At 67.0% G+C, this 13,441-nt stretch carries 10 protein-coding genes; 5 read left to right on the top strand and 5 right to left on the bottom strand.

The features are described from left to right. Positions 1–64 precede the first annotated feature (64 nt). Together ACJ7IV_RS11960 and ACJ7IV_RS11965 are read left to right on the top strand one after the other, a co-directional pair. Positions 65–1,864 carry a peptidoglycan DD-metalloendopeptidase family protein gene (locus ACJ7IV_RS11960; protein WP_483864579.1) on the top strand — a complete coding sequence of 600 codons (1,800 nt, stop codon included), beginning with the start codon at positions 65–67 and terminating at the stop codon, positions 1,862–1,864. 85 nt (positions 1,865–1,949) lie between these two features. After that, positions 1,950–3,806 (top strand): ABC transporter ATP-binding protein, encoded by a 1,857-nt coding sequence (locus ACJ7IV_RS11965; protein WP_483864580.1) that lies wholly within the window; start codon positions 1,950–1,952, stop codon positions 3,804–3,806. On the opposite strand, the gene ACJ7IV_RS11970 is transcribed toward ACJ7IV_RS11965, so the two are convergent. Further along, positions 3,807–5,417 (bottom strand): L,D-transpeptidase family protein, encoded by a 1,611-nt coding sequence (locus ACJ7IV_RS11970; RefSeq protein ID WP_483864581.1) that lies wholly within the window; start codon positions 5,415–5,417, stop codon positions 3,807–3,809. Between the two features lie 64 nt (positions 5,418–5,481). Further along, positions 5,482–6,657, bottom strand: coding sequence for an RNA-guided endonuclease InsQ/TnpB family protein (locus tag ACJ7IV_RS11975; protein WP_483864582.1), 1,176 nt, complete (start codon positions 6,655–6,657; stop codon positions 5,482–5,484). 188 nt (positions 6,658–6,845) lie between these two features. Here ACJ7IV_RS11975 and ACJ7IV_RS11980 point away from each other — a divergent pair, with 188 nt between their 5' ends. The 3 genes from ACJ7IV_RS11980 (at position 6,846) to ACJ7IV_RS11990 (ending at position 10,305) form a co-directional block, all read left to right on the top strand. Beyond that, entirely contained in the window at positions 6,846–7,568 is a 723-nt protein-coding gene (locus ACJ7IV_RS11980; protein WP_483864583.1) for a murein L,D-transpeptidase catalytic domain family protein, read from the top strand. 78 nt (positions 7,569–7,646) lie between these two features. Next, positions 7,647–8,672: a patatin-like phospholipase family protein gene (locus ACJ7IV_RS11985; RefSeq protein WP_483864584.1), complete on the top strand. Its 1,026-nt coding sequence runs from the start codon at positions 7,647–7,649 to the stop codon at positions 8,670–8,672. Between the two features lie 238 nt (positions 8,673–8,910). Continuing rightward, positions 8,911–10,305, top strand: a complete 1,395-nt coding sequence (locus ACJ7IV_RS11990) for a PhoH family protein (RefSeq protein WP_483864585.1) — start codon at positions 8,911–8,913, stop codon at positions 10,303–10,305. A gap of 80 nt (positions 10,306–10,385) precedes the next feature. On the opposite strand, the gene ACJ7IV_RS11995 is transcribed toward ACJ7IV_RS11990, so the two are convergent. From ACJ7IV_RS11995 to trpB, 3 genes are all read right to left on the bottom strand, one after another. Further along, positions 10,386–10,607 carry a hypothetical protein gene (locus ACJ7IV_RS11995; protein ID WP_483864586.1) on the bottom strand — a complete coding sequence of 74 codons (222 nt, stop codon included), beginning with the start codon at positions 10,605–10,607 and terminating at the stop codon, positions 10,386–10,388. Positions 10,608–10,683: 76 nt separating this feature from the next. Next, a complete protein-coding gene (locus tag ACJ7IV_RS12000) occupies positions 10,684–12,027 on the bottom strand; it encodes a sensor domain-containing diguanylate cyclase (protein WP_483864587.1) in 1,344 nt (447 codons plus the stop codon). A 165-nt stretch (positions 12,028–12,192) separates the two neighbouring features. Then, the gene (trpB, locus tag ACJ7IV_RS12005; protein WP_483864588.1) at positions 12,193–13,395 is read right to left on the bottom strand and encodes a tryptophan synthase subunit beta; all 1,203 of its coding nucleotides are present in this window, start codon (positions 13,393–13,395) and stop codon (positions 12,193–12,195) included. Positions 13,396–13,441 lie beyond the last annotated feature (46 nt).

Here is a 13,441-nt window from a genome sequence, read left to right on the forward strand (position 1 = left end):
CGCGCCATGGGTTAAGGTTCAGAAGCCTTTTTCTACCTTTATCTATATTCACTGGCCTTTACCCATGCTGCGAGTCCTCCATTCGCTGCCCCGCACGCACAAGCTATTGCTGTTACCGGTCGCCACCATGGTCACCGTGCTGGGCGCACAGAAGATCGTCACCACCTATCAGGATGTCCAGCGCGACTCCCGGTCGCTGGAAACCGTCGTGATTCCCCTCGACGCCGACGCCACCTCCCGCCTGCCCTCGCTGAGCCTTCAGCGCGGGCCCGTGGGTGACGCCATCGAACTGGCCAACCAGGCACTGGATGCCACGCGCCAGCGTGTGCCCATCACCCAGCTGAAGGTCAGCGAGGTAGTCGACCTCGAACTCATCGATGAGGCCGGTGCCGCCAGCGCAGGCACCGCGCCTCCGCTGCTGGCCCGCCCCGCCGATGACGCCACCCCAGGTGGCGACACGCCCCTGGTGATGGCCCAGGCACCGACCAGCAACACCCTGGACGAACACGCGGTGCGCATCGCCACCGAGATCGCGGCGCAGGATGCCGGCGGACTCGACCGCGGTGCCGTGCATATCGCCACGGTGATCGGCACCATCGGCAGCGGCATGCTCGACCATGATGGCAGCCTGGTGGCGGACGCCACCTCCTACGAGGAGATCCCCGAAGGCGAGCTGAGCATACTCGACGACGGACCGGTGCTGCTCGAGCAGGAGATCGCCGCGCGTGAGCCCTATGTCCCGGAGTGGGAGACCTATACGGTACAGTCGGGCGACGCCTTCGCGGTGATGGCCCAGAACCGCCTGGGCCTGGGCTACAACGAGGTCCTGGCCTTGCTGGATCAGCTGCCCGACAGGAACATGCTCGAGCGCTGGCGGGTCGGCACTCGCCTCGACTACCAGCTGGACGAGGATGGCAGCCTGCTCTCGCTGCGCATGATGCGCGACGCCCGCAGCGGCTTCGTCGTCGAGCGCGAAGGCGAGGCCTTCGAAGTCGCCAGCATCGAGCGCACCGGCGAGGCCGCCCAGCGCCTGTTCGCCGGTACCGTCAGCGGCAGCTTCACCCGCTCGGCCCAGGCCACCGGTCTCTCCAGCACCGAGGTCTCGCGCCTGACCCACGTGCTGGGCAAGAAACTCGACTTCCGCCGCGACACCCGTCGCGGCGATCGTTTTCAGGTGCTGGTCGAGTCCGACGTGATCGACGGGGAGAGCTTCGACCCGCGCATCCTGGCGGTCCAGTACGAGGGCGAGCGCACCGATCTGACCCTGGTCCGCAACAGCGCCGACAACAACTTCTATACGCCGGAGGGCGAGAGCCTCGACCCCGCCTTCAACCGCTATCCATTCGAGGGACGCTATCGGCTGAGCTCCAACTTCAACCCGCGCCGCAAGCACCCGGTGACCGGGCGCGTCAGCCCGCACAAGGGTACCGATTTCGCCATGCCGATCGGAACGCCGATCACCGCTCCCTCGGACGGCGTGGTCGAGTCCGTGCGCAGCCACTACGCGGCCGGCCGCTATGTGGTGATCCGCCACGACAACGGCTACCGCACCCGCTACCTGCACCTTTCCAAGCCGCTGGTCAGCCGCGGCGAGCGGGTGAGCATGGGGCAGCGCATCGCCCTCTCCGGCAACACCGGCCGCAGCACCGGGCCCCACCTGCACTACGAGGTACTGGTCAACGACAACCAGGTCGACGCCATGCAGGTCAAGCTGCCCGAGAACAAGAGTCTCGCGGGGGACCGCCTGGTGGCATTCCAGCGTGAGGCAGAGCCGCTGCTCGCCACCCTGAGGTCCGGCGAGGTCGGCCCGGTGGTGGCCAGCACCGCCGAGACGGATTCCGACGAGGAGGCCGACGAGGGCTGATCGCGCGTCGTCCCATCCCTGCTGTTCCGCTGCGCCCCGCCATCGTGCGGGGCGCCTCGATTGTGCCCCGCCCCCGGAGAGCCCCGTGTCATCCCCCCACACGCGTTCGCCCCGCCCTGCCCCGCCGCCCGAGAACCGCCTGACGGCCTTCCTCGGCGTGTTCCGCTACAGCCGCCGCGCCATGGTGCTTGTGTGGCAGACCTCGCGGGCACTCACCGTGGGCCTGGCGATTGCCACCCTGGTGGCCGGGGTGCTGCCGGCGGTAGCCGCCTGGCTCGGCCAGCTGATCGTCGACGCCGTGGTCGCCGCCATGGAGCACCACGAGGCCACCGGTGAGGCCGACTGGTGGCCGGTGCTGCGCTACGTGCTGGCCGAGGCCGGCGTGATCGCTGCCATCGCCCTGGCCCAGCGGGCGCTCTCCGCCCAGCAGTCGCTGCTGCGTGCCCTGCTCGGCCAGAAGGTCAACGTGATGATCCTCGAGAAAGCCGGCACCCTGAGCCTCGCCCAGTTCGAGGATTCGGAGTTCTACGACAAGCTTACCCGGGCCCGCCGCGAGGCATCGGTGCGCCCCCTGGGGCTGGTCAACAAGACCTTCTCCCTGGCCCAGAACGCCATCTCATTGATCAGCTTCGGGGTGCTGCTGGTGCAGTTCTCGCCCTGGGCGCCGCTGGTGCTGGTGATCGGCGCCCTGCCGGTATTCATCTCCGAGGCCAAGTTCTCCGGCGACGCCTTCCGGCTGTTCCGCTGGCGCTCACCCCAGACCCGCATGCAGATGTATCTGGAGACGGTGCTGGCCCGCGAGGACAGCATCAAGGAGGTCAAGCTGTTCGGCCTGGAACCGCTGCTGCTCGACCGCTACCGCAAGATCTTCGACACCCTCTACGCCGAGGATCGCCGACTCACGCTGCGTCGGGAGGGCTGGGGCTTCGTGCTCGGCCTGCTAGGCACCGTCGCCTTCTACGGCGCCTACGCCTGGGTGGTGGTGGAGACCATCACCGGCACCCTGAGCCTAGGTCAGATGACCATGTACCTGATGGTCTTCAAGCAGGGGCAGGCGGCACTCTCGGCGAGCCTGACCTCGATCAGCGGCATGTACGAGGACAACCTCTACCTCTCGAACCTCTACGAGTACCTGGAGCAGCCAGTGGCCCCGGAAGAGGGCAGCCTGACCGCGGGCACTCGCCCCGGGGACGGCATCCGCTTCGAGAACGTGGGCTTCACCTACCCCGGAGCCGAGACGCCCGCCCTCTCGGGCATCTCGCTGCACCTCAGACCCAGCGAGAGCCTGGCGCTGGTGGGCGCCAACGGCTCGGGCAAGACCACCCTGATCAAGCTGCTGACCCGGCTCTATGAGCCGAGCACGGGACGCATCCTGCTCGACGGCAACGACCTGCGCGAGTGGGACGTCCAGGCGCTGCGCCGGCGCATCGGAGTGATCTTCCAGGACTTCGTGCGCTACCAGATGAAGGTCGGCGAGAACCTCGGCGCCGGTGACGTGGCCGCCTTCGAGGACGAGGCCCGCTGGCGCGAGGCGGCCCGCCGCGGCCTGGCCGACGACTTCATCGCCGAGATGCCGGGCGGCTACCACACCCAGCTGGGACGCTGGTTCAAGGGGGGCCAGGAGCTCTCCGGCGGCCAGTGGCAGAAGGTCGCCCTGTCGCGGGCCTATATGCGCGAGAGCGCCGATATCCTGGTCCTCGACGAGCCCACCGCGGCCATGGATGCCGCCGCCGAGGCGGCGGTCTATGCCGACTTCCGCGACCACAGCCAGGGCAAGATGACCATCCTGATCTCCCACCGCTTCTCCACGGTGCGCGCCGCCGACCAGATCCTGGTGATCGACGGCGGCGAGATCCTCGAGCAGGGCGACCATGCGAGCCTGATGGCCGCCAACAGCCGCTATGCGCGACTCTTCCGCCTCCAGGCCAAGGGCTATGAGTGACTAAAGCGCCAAGGGGCGATCCAGCGCGCGCAGCAGGGCAGCGTCGCGCTCGTAGATATCCGGACGGAAGACCATCTGCCCGCCGGAGTCCGGGTGAACCGTCCAGTAGTGCAGGATCACCGGCATCGTCTCGGCCAGGGGCACGTCGCGGGTGCGCCCGTCCCTCAGCAGGGCGCGGAGGTCATGACCGCTGCCGGTATCGTCGAACAGCAACTGGGCGAACTCCAGCACCCCCTGCACGCGAATGCAGCCCGAGCTGAAGGCCCGCTGTTCGCGGGCGAACAGTGACTGAGCCGGGGTGTCATGCAGGTAGACCAGGTGGTCGTTGGGGAAGCGCACCACTACCTGGCCCAGGGAGTTGCCGGGGCCGGCGGCCTGGCGAATCATCACGTTGCCCGGGTTCGACCAGTCGACCTGGCCGGGGCTGAGGCGCTGCCCCGAGGGCGACAGTACCTGCATGTTCTGGCGCGCCAGGTAGCCCGGATCGCGACGCACCTTGGGGATCACGTCCTCGCGCAGGATGGTCGGCGGCACCGTCCAGGTGGGGTTGACGGTAAGGTGGGTAATCTCCGAGCGCAGCGACGGCGTGCGCCGATAGGGCTGGCCCACCACGATGCGCGAGCGCCATACTTCACCGTTGGGGCGGAAGTAGCTGAGCCGGTAACCGGCGATATCCACCAGCACGAAGGCCTCGGGCAGGCCATGCATCAGCCAGCGGGCACGCTCCAGGTTGAGGCGAATCTGGTCGACGCGCTTGCCCACCGGCACATTGAGGGCCGCCCGGGTGCGGGGCCCGACGACACCATCCGTTTCCAGCAGGTGGCGGTCCTGAAAGCGCTTCACCGCCGCTTCCAGATCGGCATCGAAACGCCGTGGATCCGGCGCCTCCAGGTCAGCCGCCGGCAGGATCGAGGGATCCGCCGCCATTACCTCCAGTTCACCGACCCGGGCCAGGCGTTCGCGCAGGATGGCCACGTCGGGGTGCGCCTCGCCCAGGCGCAGGGTCGGCCCGCCCTCGGGCAGCATCGGCCAGCCGCCCAGGCGCTGGATATGGCGATAGCGGGCCAGCCCCTGCTGCAGCCGCTGGTAAGGGGCATAGGCAGGGCGTACCGAATCGAGCAGCGCCGTGATCTCTCCCGCGTCCACCGCCCGCACGATCGCCCCCATGGGGGGCAACTGCGCGTTGATGGGTACCTCCCAGTCGGCATCGATGCTGTTGGGGTCGACCTTGCCATGGTGGAGGTGGCGCAGTGCCGTGAGCAGGGCGCGGGTCGCCCGGGTATCGAAACGCCCCCTGGCCATGTCATCGCCGGCCTGGGCCTGGCGAAACTCCGCCAGCAGGCGATCGGCGCCGTAGTCGGTGGGCTCCAGGCCATCCTCGGCCAGTTTCTTCAGCGCCTCGACCAGCGCCTCGACGCGTGACTCGCGGGTCCAGGCGGCCTGATAATCTCGCACCGCATAGAACGCCTCCAGGCTTCCATCACGCTGATCGAGGGCCTGCTCCACCGCGGTCACGGTGCGTTCCTGCGCTGCCGACTGCTGCGCCATGGCCATGCCGGACACCAGCATGATGCCCAACATCATCGCGCCTATCGCGACAGATCGCCGCATGTTCGCCTCCAGTATCGTTTATTGGTGACTGTTCCCCACCCTATCGGGCAAGGCTTCCCACTTCTCAGGCAACAACCGGCGACACGCCGGATTTACGCAAGCCTCCATGGGCAGAGACGGACAGCCCTTCCGCCTTCAACTGGATTATGCCTTGATGCTTGATGTTCAGCGCCGCGTTGATGTCCCGGTCGTGGAACGCATGGCAGGCGGGGCACTCCCACAACCGGACGCTCAGTGGCATAGCGCCCATCTTGTGGTGACAGATGTGGCAGGTCTTAGAGCTGGCAAACCACGGGTCGATTTTGACCAGATGCTTGCCCTGCTCCCTGGCCTTGTAGTCCAGCTTGGCGATCAAGGCATGCCAGGACGCATCGCCAATGTGCTTGGCAAGGCGGGCATTCTTCATCATGTTGCGGACCTTCAGTGTCTCGACGATCACCGCTTGGCTGTCGTCAACGATCTGTCGAGCGAGCTTGTGCTGGAAGTCGTTACGGGCATTGGCGACCCGCTCGTGAGCCTTGGCGACGAGTAGCCGTGCCTTGGCTCGGCGAGCGCTGCCCTTCTTCTTGCGGGACAGAGCCTGCTGTTTGCGCTTGAGGTTCTTCTGCGCTTGCTTGAGAAAGCGAGGGTTGGCGATCTTGCGTCCGGTGGAATCAATCGCCAGGTGTGACAACCCCATGTCGAGTCCGACGACCTTGGCAGCGTCAACGTCCATCAGCGGTTCTGTGGCGACGCGAGCCGTTTCAAAGAGCAGCGAGGCGTAGTGCTTGCCGGTAACCGTTCGGGTCAAGGTGATGCTTTTCAGCCTGCCCTCGGCCTGACGATGCACCTTGGCCTTGATCGGCCCGAGCTTGGGCACCTTGATCCAGTCGTCGCCAGCCTTGACGCCGACGCAATGATAGCTGGACTGCTTGCCCCGCTTGCGCTTGAAACGTGGATAGCCGGCCTTCTGCGAAGGGTCGAAGAAGCGCTGAAAGGCATGATCGAGGTTGAGGCACGCTTGCTGGAGAGCTATGGAGTCAGCATCTTTCAGCCACCCGTACTTGCGAGATTTCTTGGCTACCGGCAAGAGCTTTTTGATGTCGTGCTTGGCGCTCAACGACTGCCCGTGGCGCTGGTAGCGATGCGACATGATGCGAAGGCCGGTGTTATAGACGAAGCGCACCGTGCCGAACTGGCGATTCAAAAATTCCGCCTGCTCGGTCGTGGGGTAGATGCGTATCTTAGTAGCCTTAAGCATGATGAGCCATCGAAGCATGAATGCATGTACAGCATATGCCGCCGGACCCAATGCCGCAAATCCAGCAGCGCTATCGCACTGCCAGCTTGTTTCCACGCCCGAATGGGGGAGGGCTTTCCCAGACTATTGCTAACTTGGCCATCCCGGCTCGTCCCTACATAATAGCGAGAAACCAGGAGACAAAAACGATGATGCGATCGATCCTTCCCGCCTGGCTGCTCTGCGCGGCCGGGCTTATGGCCAGCGCGCCTGTCCTCGCCGACACGACCCTCGCCCAGGCCCTGCACCCCAGGGTGCTGGAGGGTGAACCCCTGGAGCAGACCCTCACCCGCCTGGCACCGGCGGCCAGCCGCAAGGTGCTGGCACTGGCCGCCAGCGCCCTCTCCTGCGCCGACCCGAATGCCGAGCGCCTGGCGGTCATCGACTACTCGCTGCCCTCCAGCGAACCGCGCCTGTGGGTATTCGACCTGCGACGCAAGGCCCTACTCTTCGAGGAGCTGGTCTCCCACGGTCGCGGCTCCGGCGATGCCCTGGCCTCGCGCTTCTCGAACACGCCGGAGAGCCACCAGTCGAGCCTGGGGCTGTTCCGCACCATGAACACCTACTATGGACGCAATGGCTATTCGCTGCGCCTCGAGGGCCTCGAGCCGGGCGTCAACCACCTGGCCTATGAACGCGCCATCGTGATGCACGGCGCCGACTATGTCAGCGAATCGTTCATCGAGCAGACCGGTCGCCTGGGCCGTAGCCTGGGCTGCCCGGCGGTACGCCAGGAGGTCACCACACCGCTGATCGACAGCCTCAAGGAGGAGCAGTACCTGTTCGCCTACTACCCCGACCCCGAGTGGCTGGCGAGCTCCGCCTACCTCGACTGCGACCGCGACCCGGGCCAGCAGCTCGCCATGCAGTAGCAACCGCTTTCCCTCGACGGCGAGAAGCTGCCATGATGCGTCGCAGCACCATGGCCTGACGACCGAACGAGGGTGAGCATGAGCGAGACCAAGCGGATCGACCTGGCACTGCAGGGCGGCGGCGCCCACGGCGCCTTCACCTGGGGCGTGATGGACCGCCTGCTGGAGGACCCTCGCATCGAGATCGAAGGGATCAGCGGCACCAGCGCCGGGGCCATGAACGGCGTGGTGATGGCCGACGCCCTGACTCGCGGCGACCGCGACACCGCCCGCCAGGCCCTGCATGACTTCTGGCAGGCAGTGAGCCGCGCCGGAATGGCCAGCCCCATCCGGCGCGGCCCGCTGGACATGCTCACCGGCAACTGGAGCCTCGACCACTCGCCCGGCTACGTGGCCATGGACCTGATGAGCCGGCTGGTCTCGCCCTACCAGTTCAACCCCTTCGACCTCAATCCGCTTCGGGATATCGTCGCCGAACGGGTCGACTTCGAGCGGGTGCGCCGCTGCCCCGATCTCAAACTCTTCGTCACTGCCACCAACGTGCGCAGCGGCAAGCAGCGGGTCTTCGCCCGGGAGGAGATGAGTGTCGACGCGGTGATGGCCTCGGCCTGCCTGCCCACGGTGTTCCATGCCGTGGAGATCGACGGCGAGGCCTACTGGGACGGCGGCTACACCGGCAACCCGGCGCTGATGCCGCTGATGGAGCACTGCGGCTCCCGGGACATCGTCATCGTCCAGATCAACCCCATCTACCGCGAGGAACTTCCCACCAGCGCCGCGGCGATCATGAACCGCCTCAACGAAATCACCTTCAATGCTTCGCTGATCAAGGAGGTGCGTATGATCGCCATGCTCCAGCGCCTGCTCGGCGACCACGGGGTCGATATCGGCTGCTATGCCGGCGCCCTGTTCCACCGCATCGCCGGCGACGAGGTGCTCGGTGAGCTCTCCATCTCGAGCAAGATGAATGCCGAGTGGCCCTTCCTCTGCCACCTGCGCGACGCGGGCCGAAGCACCGCCGAGGCGTGGCTGGCCGAGCACTTCGCGGCCCTGGGCAGCCACTCCACCCTGGATGTGGAGAGCGTCTACCGAGATACGGAATAAGCCTTGCGGCTTGCGTTGACCACCCGCGAGCCTCTCGTCTTGCTACGCCTCGCGGCGCCGGCCATGCTCGAACCAGCGGGGCACCCTGTTCCCCGCCGTTTGTCCAAGGCCACAGGAGGAGTTACCAGCGCTACTGACGCCGTCAGCCGCTGTCACCTTCCTGACATCGTGCGCTGACAGTGTCGACATCGGGGCGTCACATGACGTCCCTCTCGCGACAATCAGGAGAGCTGCGCCGATGGTACGCATCGACAAGAAGGCCACCCGGCTGTACGTGCTGGACACCAACGTGCTGCTGCACGACCCCGCCGCCCTCTACCAGTTCGACGAGCATGAAGTGGTCATTCCCATGACCGTGCTCGAGGAGCTCGACAAGCACAAGAACGGCATCCGCGAAATCGCCCGCACCGCCCGCCAGGTCAGCCGCACCCTGTCCGACCTCACCGCAGACGTCGGCCTCGAGCAGATTCGCGATGGCATTCCCATTCCGCGCCTCACCGGCCCCGAGGGTCGCCTGCGCCTGCTCTGCTACCCCGACCTCGCCACACTGGAACCGCTGGAAGACAGCCCCGACAACCGCATCCTCGCCGAGACCTGCCGGCTGCGCCGCGAGCGCGAAGACGCCTCGGTGATCCTGATCACCAAGGATATCAACCTGCGCGTCAAGGCCGCCGCCCTGGGCGTGCCGGTGGAGGACTACCTCACCGACCGCGCCTTCACCGACAGCGACGCCATGCTGGAGGGGGTGCGGGTCTACCCGGATGCCGGCAGCGAGCTGTGGAATGGCCTCGCCCTGGACGTCAGGGTCGAGCGTGACCACCACCGCGTGACCTATCACCTGGCCGGCGAGATCCCCGCCGACTGGCATCCCGGCATGCTGGTCGCCGACGGCGATGCCAGCTTCGAGGCCATCGTGCGTGAGGTGAGCGACCGGCGCGCCCGCCTGGAGCTGATCAGCAACTATCGTCACGGCGCCAGCGTGTGGGGGGTACACGCCAGCGACTGCCACCAGAACTTCGCCTTCAACCTGCTGATGGATGACGATATCGACCTGGTCACCATCGCCGGCAGCGCCGGCACCGGCAAGACCTTCATGACGCTGGCCGCGGCCTTCCAGCAGACCCTGGACAGCAAGCGTTTCGAGCGCATTGTCTTCACCCGGGCGCCCATCTCCATGAGCGAGGATATCGGCTTTCTGCCCGGCACCGAGGAGGAGAAGATGTCGCCCTGGATGGGGGCCTTCCACGACAACATGGACAACCTGCTGCGCAATGAGGACGGCGAGTCCAGCTGGGACAATGGCGCTACCCGCCAGCTGCTCGGCGCCCGGGTCCAGATCCGGGCTCCCGGCTTCATGCGCGGGCGGACCTTGAACGATACCTTCCTGATCATCGACGAGGCGCAGAACTTCACGCCCAAGCAGCTCAAGTCGCTAGTCACCCGGGCCGGGCGCAACACCAAGATCGTCTGCCTGGGCAACGTCGGCCAGATCGACACCCCCTACCTCACCGCCAACACCTGCGGCATGGCAGCGCTGGTGCAACGCTTCCGCGACTGGCCCCACGCCGGCCACATCACCCTCAAGAGCGTCGAGCGCTCGCGCCTGGCGCTGGCCGGCGAGGAGCTGCTGTAGCCGAGGACAGCTGCCGGAAACGCGGAAGGCCGGCGCCATCGGCGCCGGCCTTCCTGCTGGCGGATCGCGGCTGACGCCACTCAGCTGCGGCGGTTGACCGCGGCCTCGATCAGCGCCTCGCTCTCGCTGCCGGGCCCCTGCCTGAGTACCGTCTGGGCCTCGTGCCACAAGCAGATCGCCTTGCCGCAGGAGGCGCAGTGCACCACGTCGTCGGGGTTCTTCACCTGGGAGACCCGCATCAGGTGGCTGCCGCAGCCCGGGCAGGCCACCGGCAGGCGAAAGTCTTCGGAGAGTCCGGACATGCTGATGTACTCCTTGTGCTTGGGTAGAGTGTCATGATCGTGACGAGGTACGGAGTGAAATGCCAGCCCGCTCTCCTCACGAAGCTCCGGGATTCGGTTTCTGGACGAGCGCCTCGGGACCACACACCCGATTGCGCCCGGCCCGCTTGGCACAGTAGAGCGCGCGATCCGCCTGGGCGAGCCCCGACTCCAGCGTGCCCTCGCCCCCGAGCACCGCAAGGCCCAGGCTGACGGTGAAGCGCACCGTCGCTCCCTCCGACTCCAGTTCGATGGCGGCAACCGCCTGCCGCAGGCGCTCCAGCACACTCCAGGCTTCCTCGGGCCGGCTGTCCACCAGCACCACCACGAACTCCTCACCACCGATGCGCGCGAAGAGGTCGTAGGGCCGCAGGGATTCACGGCAGGTGGTGGCGAAAGCCTGCAGGGCCAGGTCGCCCACGGCATGGCCGTAGGTATCGTTCAAGGCCTTGAAGTGATCGAGGTCGAGCATGGCCAGCGACAGCGACTCGCCGCGGCGAACGGCACGCGCCAGGGCCGCCTCGCCTTGCTCGAGAAAGGCGCGACGGTTGAGGGCCCCGGTCAGCATGTCGGTTCCCACCAGCCGCTGGACACGCTGCTCGATCTGCTTGCGCTCATCGATGTCGATGAGCAGCCCATCCCACATCAGATCACCCTGGCCCCGCGCCAGGGGCGTGGCGCGGGCCTCGATCCAGCGCAACCCCTCGGGCAGCGAGAGCCGAAACTCCAGCTGCCAGGGGGCAAGGGATACCGCAGACTGGGCCAGGCTGGCCTCGAAGCGCTGGCGGTCGTCGCCGGGCAGCCGGCCGAGCAGGGCCGCGGGGTCATCCATGCACTGCTCCGGCGCCAGCCCGAAGAGCGAGCGCAGGGCCGGGCTGAGATAGAGGAACTCGAGGCGGCCGTCTCCGCCCTGGCGCAGCCGGAACAGCGCACCGGGCACCCGCGAGACGGTGCCCTCCAGGCGCCCCAGCAGTTGACGGTCGCGCAGCTCGCGCTCGCGCATGCCGGTCACGTCATACTGCATCACCAGCAGCCGCAGAGGCCCATCATCGCGCTGCAGCGGCTGGATCATGGTGGTCTGGTGACGCAGGGAGCCGTCGGCACGGCGGCACAGCAGCAGGCCCTGCCAGGGCCGCAGGGTGGCCACGCACTGCTCCAGGGCCCGGGCGAAGTCACCGCGCAGCGGGTCGATATCGAGCGTCACCGCGCGCCTGCCCAGCAGCTGCTCGGGCGGATGGCCGGCATGGCGTTCGAAGGCGGGATTGACCCGGCGCACCACGCCCTGGTCGTCGAGGAGCATCACGGTGCCGGGGTAGTGCTCCAGGAACAGCGCGTCGAGGCTCGGCTCTTCAGCCGACCCGCCACGCCACCAGCGTTGCCATCTCTCCCTGAGTGCTGCCATCTCCTCACCCCGAGGTTCCCTGTGCGGTAGGTGGGCCTCTCCGGACCCTTATGCCACCCTACCCCAGTTCGCCCCGGGACACACCCCTCGGCTCTGCCGGCGGCCCTGGCACCCGACGCCACGAGTCAGCAGGTGGCGTCGGACGACAACCGGGTGGGTATGCGGCTAGAGGCCCAGACGGCCCGCCACGTAGTCGGCGTCCTTGTCACCGCGGCCGGACAGGTTGACCAGGATATGCTGGTCGGCCGGCAGGGTCGGTGCCACGCGCATCGCCCAGGCCACGGCATGGGCGCTCTCCAGGGCCGGGATGATGCCCTCGACCCGGGACAGGGTCAGGAAGGCCTCCAGGCACTCGTCGTCGCTGGCGCTCTGGTAGTCCACCCGGCCCTGCTCCTTGAGGTAGCTGTGCTGGGGTCCCACACCCGGGTAGTCGAGGCCCGAGGCGATGGAGTGCACCGGCATGGGATTGCCCTCTTCGTCCTCCAGCACGTAGCAGGCCATGCCGTGGAGCTCGCCGGGCTTGCCGAGCGTCAGGGTCGCGGAGTGGCGCTGGGTGTCGAGGCCCTCGCCGGCGGGCTCCACGCCCACCAGGTGCACGCTCTCGTCCTCGAGGAAGGCGGTGAACATGCCCATGGCATTGGAGCCGCCACCCACGCAGGCGGTGACGTGGTCCGGCAGGCGGCCGTGACGCGCCAGGAACTGCTCGCGCGCCTCGCGACCGATGATCGACTGGAAGTCGCGCACCATCTTCGGGAAGGGGTGCGGCCCCACCACCGAGCCGATGGCGTAGATGAAGTGCTGCGGGTCCTTGAGATACTCCTCGAAGGCGCTGTCCACGGCATCCTTGAGGGTCGCCGTGCCACGCGTCACCGGGATCAGGGTGGCTCCCAGGATCTTCATCTTGGTGACGTTGGGATGCTCCTTCTCGATATCCACCTGCCCCATATGGATCTCGCAGGGGATGCCCACCAGTGCGCAGGCGGTGGCCAGGGCCACGCCGTGCTGGCCGGCGCCGGTCTCGGCGATCACCTTGGTCTTGCCCATGAACTTGGCCAGCAGCGCCTCGCCCAGGCAGTGATTGATCTTGTGGGCGCCGGTGTGGTTCAGGTCCTCGCGCTTGAGGTGGATCTGGGCGCCGCCCAGCTTCTCGGAGAGCCGTCGGGCATGGAAGATCGGGCTGGGACGCCCCACGTAGTCGGCGAACAGCTCGGCCAGCTCCTGCCGGAAATCATCGCGGACGCAGATCGCCTCGTAGGCGGCGTCGATCTCGTCCATCACCGCCTTGAGCTCGGGGGGAATCAGCTGGCCACCGAAGCGGCCAAAGTAGCCCTGGGCATCGGGGAGGTTGGCATAGGGGGAAGCGCTCATGGTATCAATCCTGCAGGCAAGAAAATCGTGGCAGATATCCTGCCCG

Source organism: Halomonas sp. C10-5 (genome assembly GCF_057169305.1).

Coding starts and splice junctions, on each gene's coding strand:
- ACJ7IV_RS11985 (WP_483864584.1), top strand. CDS start 7,647: ATGAGCGAGACCAAGCGGATCGACCTGGCACTGCAGGGCGGCGGCGCC.
- ACJ7IV_RS11975 (WP_483864582.1), bottom strand. CDS start 6,657: ATGCTTAAGGCTACTAAGATACGCATCTACCCCACGACCGAGCAGGCG.
- ACJ7IV_RS11990 (WP_483864585.1), top strand. CDS start 8,911: ATGGTACGCATCGACAAGAAGGCCACCCGGCTGTACGTGCTGGACACC.
- ACJ7IV_RS11970 (WP_483864581.1), bottom strand. CDS start 5,417: ATGCGGCGATCTGTCGCGATAGGCGCGATGATGTTGGGCATCATGCTG.
- ACJ7IV_RS11980 (WP_483864583.1), top strand. CDS start 6,846: ATGATGCGATCGATCCTTCCCGCCTGGCTGCTCTGCGCGGCCGGGCTT.
- trpB (WP_483864588.1), bottom strand. CDS start 13,395: ATGAGCGCTTCCCCCTATGCCAACCTCCCCGATGCCCAGGGCTACTTT.
- ACJ7IV_RS11995 (WP_483864586.1), bottom strand. CDS start 10,607: ATGTCCGGACTCTCCGAAGACTTTCGCCTGCCGGTGGCCTGCCCGGGC.
- ACJ7IV_RS12000 (WP_483864587.1), bottom strand. CDS start 12,027: ATGGCAGCACTCAGGGAGAGATGGCAACGCTGGTGGCGTGGCGGGTCG.
- ACJ7IV_RS11960 (WP_483864579.1), top strand. CDS start 65: ATGCTGCGAGTCCTCCATTCGCTGCCCCGCACGCACAAGCTATTGCTG.